This window comes from Pseudomonas sp. NPDC089547 (assembly GCF_050280665.1).
Taxonomy (GTDB): Bacteria; Pseudomonadota; Gammaproteobacteria; order Pseudomonadales; family Pseudomonadaceae; genus Aquipseudomonas.
In genome coordinates, this window is sequence record NZ_JBNNVS010000016.1 from 100,274 (window position 1) to 124,383 (window position 24,110).

Consider the following 24,110-nt stretch of genomic DNA (forward strand, 5'->3'; position numbering starts at 1 on the left):
GTCATCAGTCTTTGACGAAGAGTTTGCGCGGTACGTTGGCCAGGGTTTCTACCCCGGTGTCGGTGATCAGGATGCTTTCGGTGATCTCCAGGCCCCAGTCGTCCATCCACAATCCAGGCATGAAGTGGAACGTCATGCCGGGCTGGAGCACACTGGTATCGGTCGGGCGCAAGCTCATGGTGCGCTCGCCCCAATCCGGCGGATAACTGATACCGATCGGGTAGCCGCAACGCGAGTCTTTGTGGATGCCGAACTTCTCCAGCACCTTGAAGAATGCCCGGGCGATATCCCCGGTGGTGTTGCCTGGGCGAGCAGCTTCCAGCCCGGCATGGATACCCTCAACCACGGCCTGCTCGGCTTCGAGGAAGTGCTTCGGCGGCTTGCCCAGGTAGATCGTGCGCGACATCGGGCAGTGATACCGGCGGTGGCAACCGGCGATCTCGAAGAAGGTGCCCGCCCCTCGCTCGAAGCGTGTGTCGTCCCAAGTGAGGTGAGCAGCACTGGCATCGGGGCCTGTCGGCAGCATGGGCACGATGGCGGGATAATCGCCACCATGCTCTGGCGTGCCAGCGATGGCGGTGTGGTAGATCTCGGCCACCAGATCGTTCTTGCGGATACCTGGTTCGACGACCTCCAGAATGCGGTTGTGCATGTTCTCGACAATGCGCGCAGCGCGGCGCATGTACACGATTTCCTGCGCAGACTTGACTGCGCGCTGCCAGTTCACCAGTCCCTCGGCATCACTGAAGGTGGCATTGGGCAAGTGCTTGATCAACGACTGGTAAGCAGCGGCGCTGAAATAGTAGTTATCCATTTCCACGCCGATGCGCAAGTTCGACCAGCCACGCGGGATGATGACTTCCTTGCACAGGTAGTCCATCGGGTGGCGCTCAGGCGTTTGAACGTAGATATCCGGATAAGGAATGATGTTGTCGAGTTGCAAGTACACCGTGCGCTTGGCGCCGTTGGAATCCTGAACCCGGCCATACCAGACTGGCTCGCCATCAAGAGCTACCAGCACGCATTGATGGGTATAGAACGACCAACCATCATACCCGGTCAACCAGGCCATGTTGGAAGGATCAGTGACTACCAGCAGCTCGATACCTTTTTGCTGCATGGAAGTTCTGACTTTGGTCAAGCGTTCATCATATTCCTTTAATGAAAACGGCAAATTGATCACTGAATCTGGCATTGCGCATCTCCTTTTTTATATGGAAATCACGTCACCTCAAGAAACACATAACAGGCACAACACTTACACGCCGCCTGCTGATTAACAACACACTGCCTCGGGTCGTTTAAACCCACGCCCTCCAACCCGAGTGCAACAATGGTGTCATTCAACAACGCGAGGTTTATTTCTGGATACGGGCTCAGCTTACCGAGCGTTTAATTGCCCCTCATTGCCCTAGAACATTTTTTACAGACGTGAGTTGTTGGGGCGCGCACAATAATGATGCGACACCGGACAAAGCTGCACCTGACCAGGTCAGGCGCCGAATAATCGGTGCTGAATTTGCTTTGTCACAGGGCTCAGGCAACCGAAGCAAACGTGCCCGAGATCAGCTCGAGCGTCCGCTTCATCTGATCGTCGTCGTACTCGGCACCAATCGAAATTCGGATCGCCTGTGGCGGCTTGCCCCCCGGTACGGTAAACGGTTCGGAGGAAGTCACTGCAATACCGAGTTCGCGCAATCGGCTCACCAAGGCCTGCATCCCCCAGTACGGGGGCACTCGAAGCCATGCGATCAATGCACGAGGGTGCTGAGCCAGGATGTATTCCTTGAGGTAGGCACTCACCAGCGCCTGACGCGCCTCGATCAATTGACGCTGCACCCTGGTCAGCGCCTCGGCCGTACCGTCGCGTAACCAGCGTGCCGCCACTTCCGACATGATCGGGTTGGTCATCCAACTGGTCAGACGCAATACCGTTTCAGCCCTGGCTGCAGCTCGCTTGGGAGGAACCAGGAATCCAACGCGAAGCGAGGTCATCACGGATTTGGTCAGGCTGGTGCAGTAGAACGAAAGATCCGGCAAATACTGACTGATGGGTACGTAGCTTCCCGCACCCAGCAACGGGCCGTAAACATCGTCCTCGATGATAAAAACACCATGATTGCCCGCGATCTCGGCGATCTCGCGCCGTCGCGCGTCAGGCATGATGCTGCTGGTCGGGTTGTTGAGGTTGGGCGTGCAAACCAGCGCCGTCACGCGGTCGTTACAGCACAAATCATCGAAGTCCTCGGGCTTGATGCCGTACGCGTCAGTGTCGAGCCCTTTCAGGCTGAACCCCACAACCTGCGCACTGCCGATGATCCCGTGATCTGTCAGATTCTCGCAGGCGACCAAGTCACCTTGGCCCGTAATTGAGGTCAGTGCGATGTGCAAAGCATGTGTCGCGCCATTGGTGATCATCACTCTGCCCGGCTCTACTTTCAGACCATGGCTGCCTATCCAGGCACTGGCAATTTCTCGATGCGCCTGGGCTCCGGCGATGGGGCGGGAGGCGCGCAACCAGGGCTGCTCCTGCTCCTTGCTCATTCGTTCGCACAGCGCCCGCCAACAACGCTCATGCTCGGTTGTGCGCATCAGCGTTGCCGTCGAAAGGTCGGCAATCGCGGGCTGGTCTTCATCGAGGATGTAGGTGGTGATGTGCTTCGTTACGCGCTTGGAGACATGGCTACCGCGCCCGACTTCGCACCGCAGCAACCCCAGGCGCTCCAACTCCTGGTAAGCGTTGGTAACGGTCTGGCCACTGATGCCCAAGGCGTGGGCTACCTGGCGCTGCGACGGCAACCGTTGCAGCTCCGCCAACCGTCCTTGCTCGATATCCTCGGCGATGGTTCTTACCAAGGTCTTGTACTTCGACTCACCCTCTTCAGCATGCTGCAACGCTGCCCGCCACTCTTCCAGCATGAACTCACCTCGACGTTCTTTTTATGGTTGTTCGCCGCCGACAAACGGCTAATGCCCTAGAGCATTACTGATTTCTAACCGTTTGGGTATTCTCGAATTGCGTCCGGACAACGCCGCCGATGCCTTTGGTACCGGCTTTTTAGATCGTCGACCCAGCGCAGGTCGACACTTACCGACACTCAAATACTGCCTCCTATGCCGTATACGGATCACAAAAGGAGTTATGCGATGAGTAGTACAAATACAAGAAAAAACGGTATCACTGCAGCAGTCCTTACCGCGTTCCTGGTTGCTGCTACACCCCTGACATCCCAAGCGACGACACTCGAATCGCTGACCGAGAAAGGTACAGTCAGGGTGGGGTACGCCAGTGAGGCTCCCTTCGCCTTCGCCACACCAGATGGTGTGGTGACCGGAGAATCGCCAGAGATCGCCAAGGCGATCTTCAAACGGCTCGGCGTCAAAGAGGCTACTGGCGTACTGACGGAATGGGGGGCGCTCATTCCGGGGCTCACAGCCAAGCGTTTCGACGTCATCGCTGCAGGGATGTACATCACCCCGGCGCGCTGCAAGCAGGTAATCTTCAGCGATCCGCTGTCCAAGATCACCGACACTTTCCTTGTGGCACCGGGCAATCCGAAAAATCTGCGCAGCTATGCAGACGTGGCGAAAAACCCAGACGCCAAACTGGCCATGCTCGCCGGATCGGTCTACACCAAGTACGCCCGTGATGCCGGGATCAATGACGATCAGATCCTCCAGGTGCCAGATGCCACAGCTCAGTTGCAGGCGATTCTGGCTGGCCGCGCCGACGCAGCCGTCAGTACCCGGCTGACGGTCAAGGGGATTGCAGCCAAAGGCGGGGATAAAGTCGAAGCAGTCCAGGATTTCCAAGACAGCCCAGACCATATCAACTATGGCGCCCTTGCCTTCCGACCCGATGACACGGCCTTACGTGACGCGGTCAACGCCGAACTGAAAAAGTGGCTAGGCAGTGAAGAGCATCGCAAAACCGTGAGCCAATTCGGCTTCGATGAAACCAATATTCCAGACAAGACCGCCGCCGAAGTGTGCAGCAGAACCTGACGTCTTGAACCCGGGAGGCCACTCCTCTTTGTGGTGGCTTTCCGCAGTCCTGGAGAAGCGCTATGGGCGAACTTATGCCACTGCTCATGCAGGGAGCCTGGATAACTATCCAGATCACGGTTTTGAGCACCTTGCTGGCCATTCCGGCCGCAATCCTTGCAGAACTCGGACGCCGCGCCACATGGCAGCCGATTCGTTGGTTCAGCATCTGCTACGTGGAAGTGTTCAGAGGGTCATCGCTGCTGGTGCAATTATTCTGGCTGTTCTTCGTATTACCCCTGCCGCCATTCAATATCGAATTGACTCCGTATCAAGTCGCCGTACTTGGTATGGGCTTGCATATAGGTGCGTATGGCGCAGAGATCATGCGAGGGGCATTCAAGGCAATTCCCAAAGGGCAATATGAAGCCTGCACGGCATTGAACTTCGGGCGCTTTTCACAATTTCGCAGAATCATCTTGCCCCAAGCCATGGTCGCGGCAATCCCACCGGGTACTAACTTGCTGATTGAATTACTTAAAAATACCTCGTTGCTTTCATTGATCACCTTGGCCGACTTGTCCTTCCGCGCCAAGCAACTCGACCAATACACATTCGAGACGGTGAAAGTTTACGCGTTGACGCTACTGCTCTACTTCATCATGGCCCAGTGCATCAGCCTGACCATGCGCAGAATCGAGAGGCGTGTACAACTTGGTCGTATGGGGGGTAGCCTGCGATGAAAATATTCGATTGGGATTATGCCTGGGAGATTCTTCCGGACCTGTTGTTGGCCTCGGTGAAAACATTGCAGATCACGGTGATCGCATTTGACATCGCTGTAGTGGTGGGCTTGTTTCTCGCGCTGGCAAGGCGCAGCCACATCAAGACGCTGTCGTGGTCGGCCAGTTTGTTCATCGAGTTCATGCGTAGCACGCCTCTGCTCATCCAGATCTACTTCATTTTCTACGTGTTCCCGACGTTCTCGATAAACCTTTCTGCAATGCAGGCAGGCCTGATCGGTCTCGGTCTCCACTACGCCTGCTACTTGGCGGAGGTGTACCGGGGGGGCCTGGAAAGTGTGCCCAGAGGGCAGTGGGAAGCGGTAACCGCCCTGAACATGAGGGCATCGGCAGCCTACCGCCGCATCATTATTCCGCAGGCCCTCAAACCGATCCTTCCACCGATGGGCAATTATCTCATCGCGATGCTCAAGGAAACGCCGGTGCTCTCTGCAATCACTGTTGTGGAAATCATGCTCAAAGCCAAGAACCTGGGGTCCGAAAGCTTCCGTTTCCTGGAACCCATCACCATGGTCGGCGCATTTTTCCTGATCATTTCCATCGTACTCGCGGTGGGCGTTCGTAACGTTGAATCCCGTCTGGAGAGCCAAAAATGACAATGAATCTTTCCCGCTCGACTTCCCAGCAGTCGGATTTTTCAGCAGCCCTCAAGAGCAACGGCGCCATGACACAGAGCGAGCAACTGCGTGGTGTACCAGTCAGCACGCCAGCCACAGCCATCGTCGAGATGCGCAATGTGACCAAACGCTACGGCAATATTACCGTTCTGAATGACCTCAACCTGGCGGTCAAGCCGGCCGAGAAAGTAGCGATCATCGGGCCGAGCGGCTCAGGCAAGTCGACCTTGCTGCGTGCGTTGATGACCCTCGAAACCATTGACGAGGGCGAGATCATCATCGAAGGAGACCCGCTCAACTACATGCTCAACAAGCGGGGCGAGCGTATTGCTCCCAGCAGCGCCCACATTCGCAAAGTGCGCGGCAAGATCGGCATGGTGTTCCAGAGCTTCAACCTGTTTCCGCACATGTCTGCGCTCCAGAACGTAATCGAAGCGCAGGTGCAGGTACTGGCCATCCCCAAAGCCGAAGCACGGGAGCGCGCCGCCACCCTGCTGGAAAAAGTCGGTCTGGGTAACAAGATGGATAACTACCCTTCCCAGCTCAGCGGTGGCCAACAGCAGCGGGTTGCAATGGCCCGCGCATTGGCCATGCGGCCAAAGGTCATGCTGTTCGACGAAGTGACCTCTGCCCTCGACCCCGAGTTGTGCGGCGAAGTACTCAACGTCATTCGCGAACTGGGGGAAGAACACAACCTGACCATGTTGATGGTGACTCACCAGATGGGCTTCGCACGCGAGTTCGCCGATCGTGTCTGCTTCTTCCACCAGGGCAGGATTCACGAACAGGGTACTCCGGAAGAGCTGTTCACCCACCCTCAGCAGGAGCGCACCCGCGCATTCCTGAGTGCCGTGCGCGAAGCCAACTGATCCATCGGATGAACCCTGGGCGCGAAGGCCACGCCAGCGCGTTCCAGGGGTGAAGCTTTAAAGCTGCAGGAGAAATGCAATGCGAGTACTTATTCTGGGAAGCGGCGTCATCGGCACTATCAGTGCTTACTATCTGGCCCGAGAAGGGTTTGAAGGCACGGTACGCGGTTAACAAGGAACGCATGGTTCGCCTCTCCGAATACAGCCGCGATTGCCTGGATGAACTGCGCATCGACACCGGGATCGATTACGAATCCCGTCAACTGGGGACCATGCAACTGTTCCGTACACAGGCGCAGTTCGATAACGCTGCCAAGGACATCGCGGTACTGGAACGCTCCGGAGTCCCTTATGAACTGCTAGACCGCGACAGCATCGGTCAGGCTGAGCCGGCACTGGAGCACGTCAAGCATAAGCTCAGCGGTGCATTGCGCTTGCCCAATGATCAGACTGGCGATTGCCAGATGTTCACCACCAAGCTGGCCAGGCTTGCCGAAGGCCTCGGCGTCGAGTTCCGCTTCAATCAGCAGATAGAGTGTATCGAGTTCGCCGGTGACAGCATTATCGGTGTACGTATCAACGGCAAGCTCGAGACGGCGGACAAGTATGTCGTGGCACTGGGCAGCTACAGCCCGCAGATGCTCAAACCGCTAGGCGTCCAGGCGCCCATCTACCCACTCAAAGGCTACTCGCTGACCATCCCGATCATCGAGCCGGAGCGCGCGCCCAACTCGACCATCCTCGACGAAACTTTCAAAGTGGCCATTACCCGCTTCGACAAGCGCATTCGTGTCGGTGGTATGGCTGAACTGATGGGCCACGACCTATCGCTGAACCCGTTACGCCGAGAAACCCTGGAAATGGTCACAAACGATCTCTTCGCTGGTGGTGGAGACCTTGAGCACGCCACATTCTGGACCGGTCTGAGGCCGGCCACGCCTGACGGTACCCCCATCATCGGCGCCACACGGTACAAGAACCTCTTCCTCAACATCGGGCATGGCACATTGGGCTGGACCATGTCCTGTGGGTCTGGCCGACTGCTGGCAGACTTGCTGGCAGGCAAGGCCTCTGCGATCCGCACGCAAGGTTTTGACCTTTCGAGGTATACCAGCAGTGCTTCAGATGCGCACGCCAGACAACCAGCCAGAGCTGATTCCTAGCCTATCGTTTAGCGGGCTCCGGCAGCATCACCCGATCAATGCCGCCAACCCGCTTTTCCGATGTTCCATCGTCCCTTCATCAGCCGGACCGTTTTCATTGTAAATTCCATTCGTTGCGTAAGTCGTGCTTCCTGTTTTCTTTGACGAAACCGATACTCACCACATAGCCCTCATCGGTTTTATCAATAACATGCGCTACTCACCTGAAGCTCTGGTTGCCTTTGTCGAAGCCGCATCGCTGGGTTCGTTCTCTGCTGCGGCGCGCAAATTGCGCAAAAGCCAGTCCACTGTCAGCATCGCCATCGCCAACTTCGAGGCTGACATAGGCTGCCCGCTGTTCGACCGTGGCGGCCGCCACCCCACGCTGAACGAGGCTGGCCGCCAGGTACTGAGCCATGTCGAGGCAATTCTCGAGGCCAGCGCCCAGCTCGATGCCCTGGCGGTTCGGCTGGCTGAACATGTCGAGCCGCTGGTCTCGGTAGTGATGTCGGACAGCTACAGCGTCACCTTCCAGGGCGCGGTGATGGCCCGGTTCGACCAGCACTACCCGCATACCGAATTGCGCTGCGGCCCTTCGGAAGATGCCGATGTGATCGAGTTGATCCAGCAGGGCCTGGCACATATCGGCATTCTTGCGACTCAGCCGCGCTACCCCGCCGACGTTGCAGTGGCGCGCTTGCCCGAACAGGCGGAGTTTGGTGTGTACGTGGCCATCGCGCACCCACTGGCGGGCCTTGAAAAGGTGCAAGCGCAACACCTGGAAAACGCGCGGCAGCTGTACATCAAGACCTATGCCCCCAGCCTGCACCAGGGCCGCGGCCAGGCCTGGTCGGCGCCGGACTACCTCACCCTGCTGGAGTTCGCCGTGCGCGGGTTTGGCTGGGCCGAGTTGCCCAGGGCCCTGGTGGCACGGTTTGGGCACGAGCTAGTGGAGTTGCAGATACCGGGTTACCCGCGCCGGGTGGATATGGATGTGGCCTGGTCGAGCCGGCGGGCGTTGGGGCCGGCGGGGCAGTGGTTGGTGGCACAGATGTTGGGGCAATAGGGCTACGCTTGCCCGCCCTACTTCCTGCTTTGCAGCATTACACCTTGTGAGAAAGGCATACCAGTTGTCGATGTTGCCCAGCGCTTGGGCATGTTCATGCGTAGCCTCAACGCTGGATCAATCTAGGCCTCGGCCGCGAGCTCACAGAACTCTTTTCCGTGAGGGAAGGGTTGAATGACGTGCTTTTTCAGCACATGTTGGGCGACCTTATCGAAGAGTCATTAGCCCAACCGACCTTTTCGCAGTACAGCTGTTCTTGCAGGGATTGACGTAGTTTGAGAGATGGTGCAACTCAGTTGCTGACAATGAAGCTGTGGCCGGGTTGATTCATCGGGCTCAATCCCCCGCCGCCACATCCACCACCTGCCAGCTGTCATCCGGGTCAAAGCGCTTCATCGCTTTGGCCGCCTTGTCCCCGTGCGGCCCAAGGTCTTTCTCGAACACCTGGCCGTCATGGCTGATCATGAAGCTCATTACCCCGGTGTCGTCATACCTGGCCGGCCAGGCGACCATGGCAAAACCGCGGCTCATCTGGTTGCCGATCAGGTAGCTGTAGGCGCCACCAGGGGCGGAAGGGCCTTGGGCCTCGAGGATGCGGAAGTGGTAGCCATACCAGTCATCGCCAACCACATCCTGGCCGAACAGCGGCCCCAATGGGCTGACCTGGCCGTCGCCGTCATCGTCCCAATACAGGCCGTCGTGCTTGCCCGGCTCGCTGAAAATCTTCTGCGCATACTCCAGCGCACCGTTGCCGTTGCGGTCCTGGGTGGCATAGTCCATCTGCGCGTCGTGGTAGGCCAACAATGCCTGCATGGCCCCCAGTTCGTCGCGGCCGATGCGCCGGGCGCGAATCTCGGCGCTGCCGGCCTTGAGGTCGAAGCGCCAGCCGTTGCTGCTTTTGGTCAACGGTATGGGCAAGGTCCAGTGATCACCACCCACAGCCAGGATGGCCTTGCCCTCACCTGCCATGTCGATACTGTGCTGCGCGCGGTACTGCGCCAGGAACGTGTCCACGTCGCTGCGTTGCACACCGCCACGCGGAATGTAGGTGCGCCAGTCATCACCCAACAACTGGGCCAGGCGGGCTTCATCAGCCTTCTCCGTGCCCAGCGCCGCAACGAATGACTCCACGGCCTTATCTGGCGTTTGGAAGGCTTCCTGGGCAGCTGCCAGGCAAGTCCATGCCAAGCCTGCGGCAAACAGCGATGCTGCAAATACTGGACGTTTCATCGGCGGCCTCCTCCACCCCGGCGCATTGGGGCACTGGGTCGGGAGATCTGGTGCCCGGCGGCACGTGATGCATTGGGCCGCTGGGCAAAGGCCTGGCTGGTACGACCACGGTTCGCCTGCAGGCTGGTGCGCGACGGCGAACCCACGCCGTCGAAGGCATTGTTACGCGCCCGGCCGGCGCTGTTGGCCGGGCGGTTCTGGGCCACCTGGCGGGCTTGGGCATTGCGTGTTTCCTGGCGACGGTCGGGTGCGCCCGTACTGTCGCCACGGTGTTGCATGCGGTTACCCAGCGAATTGCCCGCCTGTGCCTCGCGCATTTGCTGGCGTGCCTGGCGGTTGTCGGTGGCCGGCCGCTCCATACCGGCGCGGTCCATCGAGGCCCGGGCCTTGTCCCGTGCTTGCGCCCGCTGGGCGTCGTCACCCCGGAAGGCAGTGCGCTGGGTGGCACCGTCCAGCTGGCGACCATACTGCTGGCGGCTGCGAGCATCACGGTAAGGCACGCCTTCGCGGTTGGCGGCGTTGTGCTGCCATTTGTTCTGGTTGTTGGTGATGCGGTTGTTGACGTTGATGTTGTTGTAGCGGTTGACGTCGATGTCGATGTCATTGTGGCCCCAGTCACAGTCGCCCCACAACGAGGCGACGACCGCCACGCCGGTACCGAAGGCCAGGCCGGCCACCAGTGCGGAACCTGCGGAGTACATTGGCGGAGGCGGATAGTAAACCGGCGGCGAGGCCGGGTAGGCCCAGGTACCGTAGATGGTGGTCGGGTTATAGCTGGGCACGTACACCACTTGCGGGTCGGCCGGCTGGATGATGATGGTGGATGGCGGGCTGCTGGCAGCCTGAGTCGCCGGGGCAGCCTGCACGGTCACGTGCTGGTACTGGTTGCTTTGCAGGTTGCCGGCAGCCTGTGCCTGGTGGCGCAAGCGCTGCACGGCGCCCATGACATCGTCGGGCTGTGCCAGAAAGGCGTCGCCCAGGCGCTGCACCCACACCGGGTCCTGGCCCAGGGTCGCCAGCAGCTGCGGGAAAGCCACCAACGCTTGCACGCTCGGGTCCCACGGCTGCTTCGCCACCTGTTTGACCGCGTCATCGCCCGAGGCCTTGGGGTTGGCCTTGGACCACGTCACGGCTTCATTCACCTGCCCCGGGTAGGTGGCCGCCATCAGTACCTGGGCCAGCAGCGCATCGGGATACAAGGCAATCGGCGCCACCATCTGGTCCAATTGCTCCTGGGTGAAAACCGGATCCTTGGCCGCGGCTGCTTCGCTTGGCGGGGCGGCATCGGGCGCCGGTACGTCTTGCGCCAGCGCCAGGCCGGGTGCTGTGTGCAGGCACACAAGCGCCGACAGAAAAGCAAACAATGGCATACGCATCGCTTGTCCCCACGAGGTCAGATCGCGTGGGTTAAGCGTAGCCATGGCGGTGGTTTTGGCCAGATTCCGAAAGCCTGCCCGGTTCATCGATAGTCACTATCGAAGCAGGCAATTTCTGCCGGACGCCCTGGCCGAATAACCTAGCTCCATCAACTCGCCGCCCAAGACCCTGGCCCCTGGAGCAACCCCGATGAACACCCTGGCCCGCCTGCTTACCGCCACCTTTGCCGTTTTCGCCATCGCTGTCATCAGCGGCTGTGCCAGCCACCCTGAACTGCGCCCATACACCGCCGAGGAAACCCGTCAGCTGCAGCTGGAAGCGTTGCAGCGCCGCGGCCTTTCCCTCGACGACTACGAGCAGCAACAGCGGGTGATCCAGCGTGCAGGCAACCTGCCAGTGGTCACCGAAGCCGCCGACGCAGACCGCTCGACCAAAGGCTGAGTGGCGCAGGCAGCGGTTCCCTCGCTCTACCCACACGGGTATGCTCTACCGCTCAACCGCAAGCCTTGCAGGACGCACACCTTGACCAGGCCCCTTCTGTTGCTGAGCGCTGCACTGCTGTTCAGCCCTGTGCTACTGGCCCAGCAGATCAAACGCGAACTGGGCAGCTTCGACTTCACGCTCGGCACCACGCCCTCGCGCACCATGGCCCAAGGCCTTATCTCGCCCAGTGCCGTCGGCGCCTTCCATGGTGGGTTGGACTTCAGCCACCCCAGTGGCTGGTATCTGGGCCAGTACGCGCCCAGCATGGGTGTTACCCCCAACTCGACCCTGCGCCTGGACAGCTACCTGGGCTACAAGCACCATTTCGACAGCAGCCTGGGCTACGAGGTGGGTTTGATCCATTACAGTCAGCCGAATATCGCAGGCCCCGACAGTTATGCCCTGTACGGGGGCATCTCGGTGCTGGGCAGCCGCTTCGGCGGCGCGTTACGCGATAACCCCGACAACCGCACCAGCACCCTGTTCGCCGACTTTGGCCAGCTGCCGCTGTTCGATGTCGACCTGACCGTAAAGCTTGCCCATCACAAGCTGGGCACGCCGTTCACCATTGGCGATGGCAGCCAGGTGAATGCCTTTTCCGATTGGTCGCTGGAACTGTCGCGGCCCTGGCTTGGCATCGACCTGAACCTGATTTACAGCAACTCCAACCTCAGTGGCGGCGGTTGCGATGCGTATTCGGGCTTCAACACCTATTGCGACAGCGTGGTCACGCTCAAGGCACAGCGCAGCTTTTTCTAACGCCGTGGTACCAGCGCCAGGGCGATACCGCCGAGCACCACCACGCAGGCGATCAGCAAGCGCAACGACAAAGGCTCACCAATCAAGGCCACACCGCCCAGTGCGGCAATCACCGGCACACTGAGCTGCATGGTCGCAGCCTGCTGCGCGCTGACTTGCCTGACCACGCCATACCACACTGCGTAACCCGCGCCCGAAGCCAGCACGCCGGACCCCAAGGCATACAACACGCCAAGCGAGGTAAGGTGTGGGCCAGTACCCAGCATCAGCATCGGTAACAGCAGCACCAGGCAAGGCAGGCTGCGGGCAAAATTACCGGCGGTATCCGCCAGTGGCCTGGGCGAACCTTTGCCTAGCAATGTGTAAACACCCCACGCCATGCCAGACAGGGCCATCAGCAAGGCACTGGCCAAGGGTGGCGCCGCTGCACCAGGCAACAACAGCACCAGCAGCCCGGCAAAGGCGATCAGCATGCCCAGCAGCATGCGGGCGGTGATGCGTTCGCCCTTGTACCAGGCAAAGCCGAACATGGTGATCTGTACCGCACCGAACAGCAGCAGGGCACCGGCCCCTGCGCCCAATTGCAGGTACGCCGCAGAGAACAGGAATGCGTAAAGGAACAGCGCCAGGCCACCACGCCAGCTACCGCCCATGGCCAGCGCGGGGTTGCGCAGGCGAATCAACAGCAGCAGGAACAACGCACCACTGGCCAGGCGCACCACGGTGAATGAGGCCGGGTCGATGGCGCCGTCCTTCAGCGCCAGCCGGCAGAACACCGAATTGGCGGCGAAGGCTACCAGGCTGAAGAGTGCGGGCCAGAGCCAGGCCTTGGCCTTATGGTCGGTAAGCGTGGTGCTGCCGGTGCTCATGGTGTGGTCACCTCTGAGGGAATTTTTTGTTATAGCGGCAATGTAGTCAGGACCGGCGCCGATATACAAGCGACTTCCCCAAGAGATACCCGGCACCGGCTGAAGCTCCCACCGCGTTAACCCAAAACTTGCGCAATCCCTGTGGGAGCGGGCGTGCCCGCGAAGCAGGCGACGCGGTGGATGGCACCGGCTTTGCCGGTGTACCGCGGGCGCGCCCGCTCCCACAGGGATCGCGCCAGCTTTTAGAAATTGAGCAAGACAGTTGCTCCCACAAGTATTGCCCATGCCTTGAGGAAAGCACTGAACCTGTAGGAGCGGGCTTGTCGAGGCGTCGAACCGCCGCGAAACAGGCAAAGCAATATCTGGCCCTTTACCCCATCGCGGCGATTGCCTCGATTTCCACCAGCATGCCGTCCAGCGCCAGGCGGGATACCGGGATCAGCGTGCAGGTCGGTTTCATGTGTGGGCCCCAGGCGCGGTCAGCCTCGTACACCCACTGCCGTAGCCGCTCCTCGGAGTGCTCGACAATCAGCAAGGTCAGCTTGAATACCTGCGCCAGACTGGCCTCCTTGGAAGCCAGGGCCAGTTCCAGGTTGGCCAGCGCCTGGCGCGCTTGCTCTGCGAACACTGGCGAGAGCTGGCCATCACTGCCCTCCCCGCCCTGACCCGCGATGTACAGCAGACGGCTGCCGGCGCGCACCTCGGCGACATGGGAATAGGCATTGCCACTCGGGTCGTACAGCCCCTCGGGGTTGCTCAGCTGAAATGCAGTTGGTTTGGTCACGACACGCCCTCGTTCTGATGAATGAGTGGCGGAGTATCGGACCTTGAGTTAACTCGAGGTCAAGCGCGGGGAACGCCCGCGCCTGTACTGTCATTTTTCCTGCAGGACCGCCCTGCCCTTCACTGCCCGAGGCCCGCGCCAGGCCCAGAACAGCAACCCGGGAAACGGTGCATAGACCACGAAGATGATCCACAGCATCTTGCGCTCGGCGCGCCGGTCACTGCCGATGATGTGCCAGATGGCCAAGATTTCCAGCAGGATGACCAAGGCCGCAATAATGATCCAGACCGTTCCGATTTCCATGAGCGCTCTCCCATTTGGCATGTATTGGGTTGGGTTACTGCCAGCGCTGAGGGTTCAGATTGATTTGGCCAACTGCTTGGCTCTCAACGCTGCCGGGCGCTCTCCAGCGCCGCCTTCAACGCCGCCGCATCGGCGAACGCCCGCTGGCTCACCAACACGCCCTGTTCGACCTGCAACCACTGCACCTGGCCATCCTGTCCGGGATAACGGCCGGCGACGCGCCCGTCACGGTCGAGCAGCACTCGGTAAGTGTAATCGCGCATTGCAGGGATGGCGAACAGCTTGCTGATCAGCGCTGGCATGCGCTGGATATCGGCAACAAACACGGCATCACGCGCCTCAAGGTAGCCCTTGGGTTGGGCGGCCAGCGCCGCCTTGACCAGCTTTGCGCCGTCCATGTCGCGGGCTACCAGCAAAATGTGCGTGTCGGCACTCAGGCTGTAGGCCTGGTCGTGCTGGTCGAGCAGCGTCCACGGGGCCAGTTTGTCTCCCGGTTGCAGGGCATTGGCCAGCAGCGGCAACAGGCTGAGCAACAGGGCAATGGCATACTTCATCAAGGGCGTCCTCAGTCACAGGGGGTAAAGCATCAAACCACGCAGGTTGCCTGAACACGACCTGAAATACGACACGCCCACCGGGAAGATTGTCTTTCCCCCGGCCAGCCGCCACACTCTGCGGGCCAGCCAGGAAGCGGAGACCAGAGTGCCCACGCCACGTCAGTTCAGCAAGAAGACCAGCACCAGCAACATGCTGCGGCTGAAATCCACCAGCGCCAACGCCCAGGCACCTTATCGCGTCGATTTCGTCCTGCTCGAACATTTCTCCATGGCCAGTTTTACCGTGGCCATGGACGTACTGGTCACCGCCAACCTGCTGCGCGCCGACAGCTTCCAGTTCACCCCGTTGTCAATGCACGGCGATCGCGTGCTCAGTGACCTTGGGCTGGAGCTGGTGGCCACCGAGCTGTCTGCAGAAGCGTTGAAGGAGCTGGACCTGCTGGTCATCTGCGGCGGCTTGCGCACCCCACTCAAGTACCCTGAACTCGACCGCCTGCTGGACGACTGCGCCGCCCACGGCATGGCCCTGGGCGGTTTGTGGAACGGCGCCTGGTTCCTTGGCCGCGCCGGGGTGCTGGACGACTACGGTTGCAGTATCCACCCCGAGCAGCGCGCCAGCCTGTCCGAGCGCAGCCCGCAAACACGCATCACGCCGGCCAGTTTCACCCTCGACCGTGACCGCCTCAGCGCCGCCAGCCCCAATGGCGCGATGGAGCTGATGCTGGGCCTGGTGCGCCGGCTGTATGGTGACGGGTTGGCCGAAGGCGTGGAGGAGATCCTGTCGTTCTCCGGGGCCCGCTACCGCCAGGTAGGCCCAGGGGCGAAGAAGTCCATGAGCCTGCACCTGCGCACTATCGTCGAGCTGATGGAGAACAACCTCGAGGAAACCCTCAGCCTCGACCAACTGGCAGCCTACAGCGGCCGCTCGCGCCGGCAGATCGACCGCCTGTTCCAGGCCCAGCTGGGTACTTCGCCGCGGCGCTATTACATGGAACTGCGTATAACCAAGAGCCGTCGGCTGTTGCAGTACTCCGACCTGTCGGTGATGGAAGTGGCGGTGGCCTGCGGGTTTGTTTCGGTATCGCACTTCAGCAAGTGCTATGCGGCGTACTTCGGCTACCCGCCGTCGCGCGAGCAACGGCTGGGCGAGTAAGCGGTGTTCAGGCGCAGATATAGCGCAACACGGCGTCACAGATCATGGCTTTGTGGCGCTGCTTGACCTGATCATCAGACAGGTCGATCTGGAAGATCTCGCCAAAGGTGTGCCGGTTCGATACACGATAAAAACAGAACGAACTCATCAGCATGTGCAGGTCGATCACCTCGATGCCTGCGCGGAACACACCTTCCTGTACACCGCGGCGCAGGGTGTTGCCCAACGCTTCGAGCACCAGGCTGCTCATCTCGCGAATCGCCGGTGACTGCTTGACGTACTCGCCATAGTGAATGTTTTCAGTGCAGATGATCCGCACGAAATCGACGTTGCGGTCGTGGTGATCGAAGGTGAACTCCACCAGCCGGCGGATCGCCTGCTCGGCCGGCAGCGACTCCAGGTCCAGGCTTTGCTCGGTCTTGCGGATATCACCGTACAGCTTGATCAGGCACTCGCAGTACAGCTGCTCCTTGCTGCCGAAGTAGTAATAGATCATGCGCTTGGAGGTGGCGGTACGCTCGGCGATGGCGTCGACGCGGGCGCCGGCCAGGCCTTGCTGGACGAACTCGTTGATGGCCGCCTGGAGGATGTCCTCGCGCGTTTTTTCGGGGTTGTTCTTGCGCGTTCTGCGCCCCCCTACGGTTTCAGGCTGGCCAAGGCCGACTACGGAATCACTCATACCCACTCACAGGCTGTTTATTGGAATGAGGGGGATTATCCGTGAGCGCGGCCACGCAGGGAAGCGCGCTGTTGGTCGAGTAGCCATGCTGCATTGACGTCGGCGGTTCTTGATACGGCACCCTGCAACCCGCTAGCCTGCCTGCCCCTGCCCTGGATGGACCCTGCCCCATGCAACCGCGCGACCTTGCCGCCTACCTGTTCCTGGCCATCGCCTGGGGCTTTTCGTTTTTGGTGGTGCTCAAGGTGGTGCATGCTTTTGGGTGGGTGGGCGCGGTCAGCCTGCGCGCGCTGATTGCCGGCGGCACCTTGGCCACCTTGGCGGCATTGCTGCGCCGCACACTGCGCATGCGGCCTTTGCTGGTACCGTTGCTGGTGGTGGGCGCAACCACAGTGGCCGGGCAACTGATCGGCCTTTCATACGCCACCCCGCGCATCGGCACGGCAATGGCCGCCATTTTCGTCGCGACCATTCCGCTGTTCTCGATGCTGATCGGGCGGGTCTGGGGGCTTGAAAAAATCACCCCGCAAGGCCTGGCCGGGCTGCTGTTGGGCATTGTCGGCATCGCCATTCTGGTCGGTTTCCCTGCCCGGCCGGTCGACGACGATTTCATCCACGGCTGCATCGCGTCGTTGCTGGGCTGCATCAGTGCCGCCTACGGCAGCAACTACGCCAGCCTGCACTTGCGTGGCCAAGACCCGTGGACGGTCACAGGCGGGGCATTTCTGGCAGGTGGGCTGCTGACCCTGCCACTGCTGCTGCTCGTACCGGTGCCCGGCACCCCGCAAGCCAGCGACTGGCTCTACTTGCTGCTCAGCGGCGCGGTGATGAGCGCGACCACCTACGTGTTGTACTTCGGCCTGGTGGCACGCATCGGCGCCACCCGCGCAATCAGCGTGGAGTTCGTGGTCACACTGGTGGCGGTACTGGTCGGCGCGTTGTTTCTCGATGAAGCCCTGAGCATTTTGCAAGCTGCAGGTGGCTTGGTGATCCTGCTGGGCTGCATGCTGGTGCTGGGCCTGCTGCCGGGGCGCAAGCAACGCCTGCCCAGCTAGCCGGGGTCAGTCTCGCTGGGCGGTGCTGCGCTCCACGGGCGGGGTCAGGTGCAGCACGCGGTTACGCCCGCCCTCGGCCAGCAGGTAGCCGCCCTTGCCGTCCGCCACGATCGATTGCGGCGCCTTGAGGAAGGTCAGCACGGTGTGCTGGACGCCATCAGCGTCAACCCGCAGCAGCCGCGCACGGTGGGTATTGTCTTCGCTGATCCACAGGCCACGCTGGTCGCAGAACAGGAACGTCGGGTTACGCAGGTTATCCACCACCACCGGGTCCTTGCCATCGTCGGACAGGGCGCGAACCTTGCCATTGGCCTTTTCGGTGTAAAGCAGGCGACCGTCGCTGCAACGGGTGAGGCCTTCGGTTTCGGTAAGGCCGGAACGCAGCACATCGAGCTGGCCGCTGTTCCAGTCGTAGCGCATCAAACGGCCGTTGCCCTTGCGGTCTTCAATGGCATACAGATGGTCGCCGTCATTCCACAGGCCTTGCACGCTTTCACCCTCGAACAGGTGCGTTACCTGGGCGTCGCGGGCCAGGCTCACAGGTGCCTGGCCACCTTCCTGGCTGAACACCCAACCACCCTGCGCGGCGACCATGCCATCGGGCTTGGACAAGTTGTCGATCACCACGACCCGGTCGCCTGCTGCGGTGATCTTGAGGATGCTGCCACGCCCATCGTCCAGCTCGCGACTGACCAGCAGGCTGCCATCCGCTTGCGGCAGCAGCGAGGCGGCCTTGGCCACATCGCGGTGCAATACCTCAACATCCCAGCCTGAGGCAGCCTGAACCGGGTAAAAGCTCTGCCAGGCAAAAAAGCCCAAGGTGGCGGTGAGCAGGCCGGTAGTGGCGGTCAGGGCGATGCGGGTGCTGCGTTTGCGCAGGATGTGCGGCATGTAAGGGCTCCTCGGGTGTGCCGGGATGCTAGCAAGCGAATGTGAAAAAAATGTCGAAGATTGCAGATCATTACAAAACAAAAGGATATAAAAATAACAAAACAATCTAACAAATCGGCATATATAAATTGAAAGCCAAACGCCACCTCCTTAGTCTGGGCCCATCGCTTTCCACCCGGTTTCAAGGAGCAACCCCATGCCAACCCGTGCTTTCTCCCCGCTGCGCCGTTTGCTGATCGGCGGCCTGCTGGCCAGCGTCGCCAGTGCCCTGCTGCCTTGGTCCGAAGCCTTGGCCGACGATGCCAAGACCTTGCGTATCGGCTACCAGAAGTTCAATAGCATCAACATCCTCAAAGGCAGCGGCGCCCTGGAGAAGGCCTTGGCACCGCAAGGCGTGAAGGTAAGCTGGCACGAATTTGCCGCAGGCCCGCAGTTGCTCGAAGCCCTGAGCACCGGCGCCATCGACCTTGGCCACGCGGCCGATGCCCCGTCGGTGTTCGCCCAGGCCGCAGGCAAACCCGTGGTGTACCTGGCCGCCGAGCAGCCCTACCCCCGCGGCATCGGCCTGGTGGTGCGCGAGCAGGATCACCTGGCCGGCGTGCAAGACCTGAAAGGCAAACGCGTGGCCACCGGCCGCGGCTGGAATGCCCAGTACCTGCTGGCCGTGGCGCTGGAGCAGGCAGGCCTCACCTACAAGGACATCACCCCCGCCTACGTCAACAATGCCGCCGATGCCGTGGCCGCGTTGCAATCGGGTAGCGTCCAGGCCGTGACCCTGTGGGACCCGTTCCTCGCCGCAGCCGAAAGCCAGCCAGGCCTGAAGAACCTGCGTGACGGCAGCGGCCTTTCCAACAACCGCACCTTCTACCTGTCCACTGCCAGCTACGCCGACCAGCACCGTGCACTGCTGAAAACCTTCTTCACCGAACTGGGCAAGGTCAGCCAATGGGCCAACGCCAAGCCTGCCGAAGTTGCCGCACTGCTGGCCCCGCAACTGGGCATCAGCGCCAACGTGCTGGAGGTGGCCAGCGAACGCCGTAACTACAACGCCGTGGCCATCACCCCGCAGATCGTTGCCGAACAACAGAAACTGGCCGATACCTTCCAGGGCCTGGGCCTGATCCCGCACAAGCTGCAGGTGGCCGATGCGGTCTACCCGGCTTCCGTGTTGCCTTGAGTGGAGCGCAGTCACCATGCCCCGCCCGATCCGCTTCAACGCCTTCAGCATGAACGCCGCCAGCCACCAGTCCCCTGGCTTGTGGCGCCATCCACGCAACACCAGCGTGGCCTTCAACCGACTGAGCTACTGGACCGACCTGGCCCGCCTGCTGGAGCGCGGTCTGTTCGACGCGCTGTTCATTGCCGATGTGCTGGGCATTTACGACGTGTACCAGGGCGGCCCCGAAGCCGCCCTGCGCGGCGGCGTGCAGGTGCCAGTCAATGACCCGCTGCTGCTGGTGCCGGCCATGGCCGGGGTTACCGAACACCTGGGGTTTGGCGTTACCTTCTCGCTGACCTACGAACACCCCTATCCCTTCGCCCGGCGTATGTCCACGCTCGACCACCTGAGCAATGGCCGGGTCGGCTGGAACATCGTCACCGGCTACCTCGACAGCGCCGCACGCAACCTCGGCCTGGCCCGCCAACTGGGCCACGACCAACGCTACGATCTGGCCGAGGAATACCTGCAGGTGCTGTACAAGCTGTGGGAAAAGAGCTGGGACGACGACGCCGTACTGCTGGAGCGCGACAGCGGGCGCTACATCGAGCCATCCCGCGTGCACCCCATCAACCATGCAGGCGAGCACTTCCAGGTGCCGGGCATGCACCTGTGCCAGCCTTCACCGCAACGTACACCGGTGCTGTTCCAGGCCGGTGCCTCGGCGCGCGGCCAGCAGTTCGCGGCGCGGCACGCCGAATGCGTGTTCATCAGCGGGCCGACCCCCACGGTGTTGCGCCGTTACGCCGACGGCATCCGCCAAGCCAGCGAGGCCGCCGGGCGTGGCCGTGAGGACGTACTGATCTATGCCCAGGCGCTGCTGATCGTCGCCCCGACCCGGGAAGAAGCCGAAGCCCGTTTCGCCGAGTACCGCCGCTATGTCGACCTGGACGCAGCCCTCGCGCTGCTGTCGGGCTGGACCGGCATCGACTTCGCCGGCCTGGACCCCGATGCACCGATCGAATACGTGGAAAACGATGCCGGCCGCGCTGCCCTGGCCGCCTTCACCGCCGCCGATCCCGACCGCCGCTGGACCGTTCGCGAGGCTGCCGAGTTTGTTGGCCTGGGTGGTCGCGGGCCGGTGCTGATCGGCTCAGCCAGCGAGGTTGCCGACCAGCTCGAAAGCTGGCTGGACCAGACCGGCATCGACGGTTTCAACCTGACCTACGCCGTGCAGCCGGACGACCTGGCCCATGTGGTAGAGCTGCTGGTGCCCGAGCTGCAACGCCGTGGCCGCTACCCGTCGAGCTACACCGAGGGCACCCTGCGCCACAAGCTGTTCGGCCAAGGCGACCAGTTGCCGGAGCAACACGTTGGAAGGCAGGTCGACATTCAGCGACCAAATACCGGGTATTCCAACATTTAATTTGTGGATGGCATGCGCTCGACCCTATTCTGTCGCCACATCCCCTGCGCCGCACCGGCCGGTGCGGTTCACGGCATGGGGAGAGAACAACAAGTCGAGATCGTCCATGTCGAACCATTCGTACTTCGCCCCCCACGGTGGGCACCCGGCTCAAACCGAGCTGCTGACTGACCGTGCCATGTTCACCGAAGCCTATGCCGTCATCCCTAAAGGCGTGATGCGTGACATCGTCACCAGCCACCTGCCGTTCTGGGACAAGATGCGCATGTGGGTCATCGCCCGCCCGCTGACCGGCTTTGCCGAAACCTTCTCGCAATACATCGTCGAACTGGCCCCCGAAGGCGGCAGCGAACGCCCTGAGCTGGACCCGAATGCCGAAGCCGTGGTGTTCATCGTCGAAGGCGAACTGGACATCACCGTCGAAGGCAAAAACCACACCCTGGTACCGGGCGGCTACGCCTTCCTGGCCCCGGGCGCCGAGTGGAGCCTGCGCAACAACAGCAAGTCCAACGTCACCTTCCACTGGCTGCGCAAGCACTACCAGAAGGTCGAAGGCCTGGACGTACCGGAGTCGTTCGTCACCCACCGCGACAACGCCACCGTCATCGAAATGCCGGGCACCGAAGGCCGCTGGAAAACCACCCGCTTTGTCGACATGGCCGACATGCGCCACGACATGCACGTGAACATCGTCACCTTCCAGCCGGGCGGCGTTATCCCGTTCGCTGAAACCCACGTGATGGAACACGGCCTGTATGTGCTGGAAGGCAAGGCGGTGTACCGCCTGAACCAGGACTGGGTCGAAGTGGAAGCCGGCGACTTCATGTGGCTGCGCGCCTTCTGCCCGCAAGCCTGCTACGCCGGCGGCCCAGGCAACTTCAGCTACCTGCTGTACAAAGACGTGAACCGTCATGTGCACCTGACGCTGAACCCCAAGCGCTAAGTTCACGCTGATACCCGCAAGCCCGCCAACCTGGCGGGCTTTCTGTTTGCCGCGCATACTCAAACACCCATCCCTTGCGCGGTACCGGCCATGAACCGCTGCCTGCTGCTCGCCGCCCTGCTGCTGTGCACCCCTGCCCTGGCCGCCGATGACTGGAAGCTGGCCTATGACCGCGAAGGCATTCGTGTATACCTGAGCGACACCAGTGGCACGCCCTACCAGCAGTTTCGTGGTATCAGTACCATGAAAGCCAGCGTGCGTACCCTCACCGACCTGCAAGAGAACTTGCGCGTAGCCTGCAAATGGCTGTACGCCTGCGACCAGATGCGGTTACTGGACGTGGACGGTGAGAACACTTGGGTCTACCTCACTACCAACCTACCCTGGCCGACCATGCCGCGGGATATCGTGCTGAAGGTGACCAGCGAACGGCTGGACGACGGCACGCTGCTGCGGCACCTGAGCGCCGAGCCCGACAGGATCCCCAAGGTTGACGGCCTGATCCGGGTGCAGCGCCTGAGCGGCGAGTGGCGAATGAAGCCGCTGGGTGAACGGTTGACCGAGGTGACCTACCAGTTGCAGGCTGACCCGGCCGGGGATGTGCCGGGGTGGCTGGCCAACCGGTTTGTGGTGGATGCGCCGGTGGTGACGTTGCGTACATTGCGCGCGGTGGCCGAGCGCCAGCCCTAAACTGTCGGCAAGCCTGAGCTGGCCCTTGTAGGAGCGGCCTTGTGTCGCGATGGGGCGCGAAGCGGCCCTAGGTTCTCAGCTTCGCAACAGAGACCGCCGGGGCCGCTTCGCGCCCCATCGCGACACAAGGCCGCTCCTACAGCTAACCGCATTAACGCTTCGGGCTACCTCCATCGCGCTTTTTCTGCCACTGTGCCCGCGCGGCGCGGACCAGCGCGTCGCGCCTTGCCAGGACGTCGCATGAAAACACAAGAAAACAGCAACACACATAAAGGCTACCGGCGCATCATTTCGTCGATGACCGCGCTGCTCGAATTCGAAGCGGTAGCCCGTCACAACAGTTTTACCCAGGCCGCCCAGGAACTGGGCGTGACCCAGGCAGCCGTGAGCAAGCAAGTCCGGCTGCTGGAAGAAAACCTCGGCCACCAGCTGTTCCAGCGCCTGCACCGCGGCATCCGCCTGACCAGCGAAGGCCAGGCGCTGTACGCAGTGATTTCCGAGTCCATGCAGAAGATCGCCTCGGTGTTCGACCGCCTCAGCGAAGGCGACAGCGAGCAGGAGCTGGTGCTCAGTTCCACCGCTACCTTTTCCCAGTTGCGCGTGATGCCGCGCCTGGGCAGCTTGCGCAGCGCCCTGCCCCAGGTGCGCCTGCGCCTGGCCACGCAGATGTTTACCGGCGACCTGCGTAACCACGATGTTGACCTGCTGGTGCGCTTTGGCAACGGCCGCTGGGAAGACGGCATCGCCCTGCACCTGTTCGATGAAGAGATTTTCCCGGTGTGCTCACCGGCGTGGCTGGCGCGCAACCCGCAGCCGGAATCGCTGGAGGCACTGTACCGTGCCGACCTGCTCGATGCCGACGCCACTACCGAAGGCTGGATGACCTGGCCCACCTGGTTCCGCGCACTGGGCGGCAACCCGCCGAAACTGCACTACACCCTGCGTTGCCAGCTGTACACCGACACCATCCAGGGCGCGCTGCACGGGCATGGGGTGGCATTGGGTTGGGGGCGCATGCTCGACCACCTGCTGGCCTCCGGCGAACTGGTACGCCTGACTGACCTGGTGGTGCGGCCGCGTGAAGCGTACTACCTGATAGTGCCCCACGGGCGTACCACCACCCCGACGATCCTGGGGCTGGTTGACTGGCTGCGCGACAACCAGCCCGGCTGACGCGGTCCTTTGTAGGAGCGGCCTTGTGTCGCGATCGGGCTGCGCAGCAGCCCCAGGGTTTCAGCGCATAAGCACAAATTGCTGGGGCTGCTGCGCAG

24 protein-coding genes and 1 pseudogene are annotated in these 24,110 nt (G+C 61.5%); 15 read left to right on the forward strand and 10 right to left on the reverse strand.

Annotation, left to right across the window (positions count from 1 at the left end):
• Window positions 1–4: 4 nt before the first annotated feature.
• Both doeA and ACQKPZ_RS13750 read right to left on the reverse strand, forming a co-directional pair.
• Window positions 5–1,195 carry an ectoine hydrolase DoeA gene (gene doeA / locus ACQKPZ_RS13745; protein ID WP_427538853.1) on the reverse strand — a complete coding sequence of 397 codons (1,191 nt, stop codon included), beginning with the start codon at window positions 1,193–1,195 and terminating at the stop codon, window positions 5–7.
• A 341-nt stretch (window positions 1,196–1,536) separates the two neighbouring features.
• Window positions 1,537–2,919, reverse strand: a complete 1,383-nt coding sequence (locus ACQKPZ_RS13750) for a PLP-dependent aminotransferase family protein (RefSeq protein ID WP_427538855.1) — start codon at window positions 2,917–2,919, stop codon at window positions 1,537–1,539.
• Window positions 2,920–3,147: 228 nt separating this feature from the next.
• Between ACQKPZ_RS13750 and ehuB the strand changes: the two genes are divergently transcribed.
• From ehuB to ACQKPZ_RS13780, 6 genes and pseudogenes are all read left to right on the forward strand, one after another.
• Window positions 3,148–4,005 (forward strand): ectoine/hydroxyectoine ABC transporter substrate-binding protein EhuB, encoded by an 858-nt coding sequence (ehuB, locus tag ACQKPZ_RS13755; RefSeq protein ID WP_427538858.1) that lies wholly within the window; start codon window positions 3,148–3,150, stop codon window positions 4,003–4,005.
• 62 nt (window positions 4,006–4,067) lie between these two features.
• Window positions 4,068–4,727 (forward strand): ectoine/hydroxyectoine ABC transporter permease subunit EhuC, encoded by a 660-nt coding sequence (gene ehuC, locus ACQKPZ_RS13760; RefSeq protein WP_427538861.1) that lies wholly within the window; start codon window positions 4,068–4,070, stop codon window positions 4,725–4,727.
• Complete coding sequence (gene ehuD / locus ACQKPZ_RS13765; RefSeq protein ID WP_427538864.1) at window positions 4,724–5,383, forward strand: ectoine/hydroxyectoine ABC transporter permease subunit EhuD; 660 nt, start codon at window positions 4,724–4,726, stop codon at window positions 5,381–5,383. Before ehuC ends, ehuD begins: the two co-directional genes overlap by 4 nt.
• Before the next feature lie 131 nt (window positions 5,384–5,514).
• A complete protein-coding gene (ehuA, locus tag ACQKPZ_RS13770) occupies window positions 5,515–6,273 on the forward strand; it encodes an ectoine/hydroxyectoine ABC transporter ATP-binding protein EhuA (protein ID WP_391129197.1) in 759 nt (252 codons plus the stop codon).
• 79 nt (window positions 6,274–6,352) lie between these two features.
• Window positions 6,353–7,436, forward strand: a pseudogene (locus ACQKPZ_RS13775) (D-amino acid dehydrogenase).
• A 190-nt stretch (window positions 7,437–7,626) separates the two neighbouring features.
• Window positions 7,627–8,481: a LysR family transcriptional regulator gene (locus ACQKPZ_RS13780; protein WP_427538867.1), complete on the forward strand. Its 855-nt coding sequence runs from the start codon at window positions 7,627–7,629 to the stop codon at window positions 8,479–8,481.
• Window positions 8,482–8,817: 336 nt separating this feature from the next.
• On the opposite strand, the gene ACQKPZ_RS13785 is transcribed toward ACQKPZ_RS13780, so the two are convergent.
• Together ACQKPZ_RS13785 and ACQKPZ_RS13790 are read right to left on the reverse strand one after the other, a co-directional pair.
• On the reverse strand, window positions 8,818–9,711 hold the full coding sequence (locus tag ACQKPZ_RS13785; RefSeq protein WP_427538870.1) for a DUF2950 domain-containing protein: 894 nt from the start codon (window positions 9,709–9,711) through the stop codon (window positions 8,818–8,820).
• Window positions 9,708–11,087, reverse strand: a complete 1,380-nt coding sequence (locus ACQKPZ_RS13790) for a DUF3300 domain-containing protein (RefSeq protein WP_427538873.1) — start codon at window positions 11,085–11,087, stop codon at window positions 9,708–9,710. Before ACQKPZ_RS13790 ends, ACQKPZ_RS13785 begins: the two co-directional genes overlap by 4 nt.
• Window positions 11,088–11,277: 190 nt before the next feature.
• On the opposite strand from ACQKPZ_RS13790, the gene ACQKPZ_RS13795 reads away from it, so the two are divergent.
• Both ACQKPZ_RS13795 and ACQKPZ_RS13800 read left to right on the forward strand, forming a co-directional pair.
• Window positions 11,278–11,529, forward strand: a complete 252-nt coding sequence (locus ACQKPZ_RS13795) for a hypothetical protein (protein ID WP_427538876.1) — start codon at window positions 11,278–11,280, stop codon at window positions 11,527–11,529.
• Window positions 11,530–11,610: 81 nt separating this feature from the next.
• The gene (locus tag ACQKPZ_RS13800) at window positions 11,611–12,330 is read left to right on the forward strand and encodes a TorF family putative porin (protein WP_427538879.1); all 720 of its coding nucleotides are present in this window, start codon (window positions 11,611–11,613) and stop codon (window positions 12,328–12,330) included.
• On the opposite strand, the gene ACQKPZ_RS13805 is transcribed toward ACQKPZ_RS13800, so the two are convergent.
• The 4 genes from ACQKPZ_RS13805 to ACQKPZ_RS13820 form a co-directional block, all read right to left on the reverse strand.
• The gene (locus tag ACQKPZ_RS13805) at window positions 12,327–13,199 is read right to left on the reverse strand and encodes a DMT family transporter (protein ID WP_427538882.1); all 873 of its coding nucleotides are present in this window, start codon (window positions 13,197–13,199) and stop codon (window positions 12,327–12,329) included. The two genes, ACQKPZ_RS13800 and ACQKPZ_RS13805, sit on opposite strands and share 4 nt — an antisense overlap.
• A gap of 370 nt (window positions 13,200–13,569) precedes the next feature.
• A complete protein-coding gene (locus tag ACQKPZ_RS13810) occupies window positions 13,570–13,983 on the reverse strand; it encodes a RidA family protein (protein ID WP_427538885.1) in 414 nt (137 codons plus the stop codon).
• Window positions 13,984–14,073: 90 nt separating this feature from the next.
• Window positions 14,074–14,286, reverse strand: a complete 213-nt coding sequence (locus ACQKPZ_RS13815; RefSeq protein WP_427538888.1) for a PLDc N-terminal domain-containing protein — start codon at window positions 14,284–14,286, stop codon at window positions 14,074–14,076.
• Window positions 14,287–14,369: 83 nt separating this feature from the next.
• Entirely contained in the window at window positions 14,370–14,840 is a 471-nt protein-coding gene (locus ACQKPZ_RS13820; RefSeq protein WP_427538891.1) for an FAD/FMN-containing dehydrogenase, read from the reverse strand.
• Window positions 14,841–14,988: 148 nt separating this feature from the next.
• Here ACQKPZ_RS13820 and ACQKPZ_RS13825 point away from each other — a divergent pair, with 148 nt between their 5' ends.
• The gene (locus tag ACQKPZ_RS13825) at window positions 14,989–15,996 is read left to right on the forward strand and encodes a GlxA family transcriptional regulator (protein WP_427538894.1); all 1,008 of its coding nucleotides are present in this window, start codon (window positions 14,989–14,991) and stop codon (window positions 15,994–15,996) included.
• A 7-nt stretch (window positions 15,997–16,003) separates the two neighbouring features.
• Here ACQKPZ_RS13825 and ACQKPZ_RS13830 read toward each other — a convergent pair whose 3' ends face one another.
• On the reverse strand, window positions 16,004–16,675 hold the full coding sequence (locus tag ACQKPZ_RS13830; protein WP_391137721.1) for a TetR/AcrR family transcriptional regulator: 672 nt from the start codon (window positions 16,673–16,675) through the stop codon (window positions 16,004–16,006).
• A 170-nt stretch (window positions 16,676–16,845) separates the two neighbouring features.
• Here ACQKPZ_RS13830 and ACQKPZ_RS13835 point away from each other — a divergent pair, with 170 nt between their 5' ends.
• Complete coding sequence (locus tag ACQKPZ_RS13835; protein WP_391137724.1) at window positions 16,846–17,730, forward strand: DMT family transporter; 885 nt, start codon at window positions 16,846–16,848, stop codon at window positions 17,728–17,730.
• A 6-nt stretch (window positions 17,731–17,736) separates the two neighbouring features.
• Here ACQKPZ_RS13835 and ACQKPZ_RS13840 read toward each other — a convergent pair whose 3' ends face one another.
• On the reverse strand, window positions 17,737–18,621 hold the full coding sequence (locus ACQKPZ_RS13840; RefSeq protein ID WP_427538897.1) for a hypothetical protein: 885 nt from the start codon (window positions 18,619–18,621) through the stop codon (window positions 17,737–17,739).
• A 196-nt stretch (window positions 18,622–18,817) separates the two neighbouring features.
• Here ACQKPZ_RS13840 and ACQKPZ_RS13845 point away from each other — a divergent pair, with 196 nt between their 5' ends.
• The 5 genes from ACQKPZ_RS13845 to ACQKPZ_RS13865 all read left to right on the forward strand — a co-directional run bounded on the left by ACQKPZ_RS13845 (window position 18,818) and on the right by ACQKPZ_RS13865 (window position 24,012).
• Window positions 18,818–19,798: an aliphatic sulfonate ABC transporter substrate-binding protein gene (locus tag ACQKPZ_RS13845; RefSeq protein WP_391137730.1), complete on the forward strand. Its 981-nt coding sequence runs from the start codon at window positions 18,818–18,820 to the stop codon at window positions 19,796–19,798.
• 16 nt (window positions 19,799–19,814) lie between these two features.
• Window positions 19,815–21,206: an LLM class flavin-dependent oxidoreductase gene (locus tag ACQKPZ_RS13850; RefSeq protein WP_427538900.1), complete on the forward strand. Its 1,392-nt coding sequence runs from the start codon at window positions 19,815–19,817 to the stop codon at window positions 21,204–21,206.
• A 106-nt stretch (window positions 21,207–21,312) separates the two neighbouring features.
• Window positions 21,313–22,149, forward strand: a complete 837-nt coding sequence (locus ACQKPZ_RS13855; RefSeq protein ID WP_391137736.1) for a bifunctional allantoicase/(S)-ureidoglycine aminohydrolase — start codon at window positions 21,313–21,315, stop codon at window positions 22,147–22,149.
• Window positions 22,150–22,239: 90 nt separating this feature from the next.
• Window positions 22,240–22,839 (forward strand): START domain-containing protein, encoded by a 600-nt coding sequence (locus tag ACQKPZ_RS13860; protein WP_427538903.1) that lies wholly within the window; start codon window positions 22,240–22,242, stop codon window positions 22,837–22,839.
• Window positions 22,840–23,079: 240 nt separating this feature from the next.
• Window positions 23,080–24,012, forward strand: a complete 933-nt coding sequence (locus ACQKPZ_RS13865; protein WP_427538906.1) for a LysR substrate-binding domain-containing protein — start codon at window positions 23,080–23,082, stop codon at window positions 24,010–24,012.
• Window positions 24,013–24,110: the final 98 nt, after the last annotated feature.

Coding starts and splice junctions, on each gene's coding strand:
- ACQKPZ_RS13780 (WP_427538867.1), top strand. CDS start 7,627: ATGCGCTACTCACCTGAAGCTCTGGTTGCCTTTGTCGAAGCCGCATCG.
- ACQKPZ_RS13750 (WP_427538855.1), bottom strand. CDS start 2,919: ATGCTGGAAGAGTGGCGGGCAGCGTTGCAGCATGCTGAAGAGGGTGAG.
- ACQKPZ_RS13855 (WP_391137736.1), top strand. CDS start 21,313: ATGTCGAACCATTCGTACTTCGCCCCCCACGGTGGGCACCCGGCTCAA.
- ACQKPZ_RS13785 (WP_427538870.1), bottom strand. CDS start 9,711: ATGAAACGTCCAGTATTTGCAGCATCGCTGTTTGCCGCAGGCTTGGCA.
- doeA (WP_427538853.1), bottom strand. CDS start 1,195: ATGCCAGATTCAGTGATCAATTTGCCGTTTTCATTAAAGGAATATGAT.
- ACQKPZ_RS13805 (WP_427538882.1), bottom strand. CDS start 13,199: ATGAGCACCGGCAGCACCACGCTTACCGACCATAAGGCCAAGGCCTGG.
- ehuA (WP_391129197.1), top strand. CDS start 5,515: ATGCGCAATGTGACCAAACGCTACGGCAATATTACCGTTCTGAATGAC.
- ACQKPZ_RS13815 (WP_427538888.1), bottom strand. CDS start 14,286: ATGGAAATCGGAACGGTCTGGATCATTATTGCGGCCTTGGTCATCCTG.
- ACQKPZ_RS13840 (WP_427538897.1), bottom strand. CDS start 18,621: ATGCCGCACATCCTGCGCAAACGCAGCACCCGCATCGCCCTGACCGCC.
- ACQKPZ_RS13865 (WP_427538906.1), top strand. CDS start 23,080: ATGAAAACACAAGAAAACAGCAACACACATAAAGGCTACCGGCGCATC.
- ehuB (WP_427538858.1), top strand. CDS start 3,148: ATGAGTAGTACAAATACAAGAAAAAACGGTATCACTGCAGCAGTCCTT.
- ACQKPZ_RS13835 (WP_391137724.1), top strand. CDS start 16,846: ATGCAACCGCGCGACCTTGCCGCCTACCTGTTCCTGGCCATCGCCTGG.
- ACQKPZ_RS13790 (WP_427538873.1), bottom strand. CDS start 11,087: ATGCGTATGCCATTGTTTGCTTTTCTGTCGGCGCTTGTGTGCCTGCAC.
- ACQKPZ_RS13830 (WP_391137721.1), bottom strand. CDS start 16,675: ATGAGTGATTCCGTAGTCGGCCTTGGCCAGCCTGAAACCGTAGGGGGG.
- ACQKPZ_RS13845 (WP_391137730.1), top strand. CDS start 18,818: ATGCCAACCCGTGCTTTCTCCCCGCTGCGCCGTTTGCTGATCGGCGGC.
- ACQKPZ_RS13820 (WP_427538891.1), bottom strand. CDS start 14,840: ATGAAGTATGCCATTGCCCTGTTGCTCAGCCTGTTGCCGCTGCTGGCC.
- ACQKPZ_RS13860 (WP_427538903.1), top strand. CDS start 22,240: ATGAACCGCTGCCTGCTGCTCGCCGCCCTGCTGCTGTGCACCCCTGCC.
- ACQKPZ_RS13850 (WP_427538900.1), top strand. CDS start 19,815: ATGCCCCGCCCGATCCGCTTCAACGCCTTCAGCATGAACGCCGCCAGC.
- ACQKPZ_RS13795 (WP_427538876.1), top strand. CDS start 11,278: ATGAACACCCTGGCCCGCCTGCTTACCGCCACCTTTGCCGTTTTCGCC.
- ehuD (WP_427538864.1), top strand. CDS start 4,724: ATGAAAATATTCGATTGGGATTATGCCTGGGAGATTCTTCCGGACCTG.
- ehuC (WP_427538861.1), top strand. CDS start 4,068: ATGGGCGAACTTATGCCACTGCTCATGCAGGGAGCCTGGATAACTATC.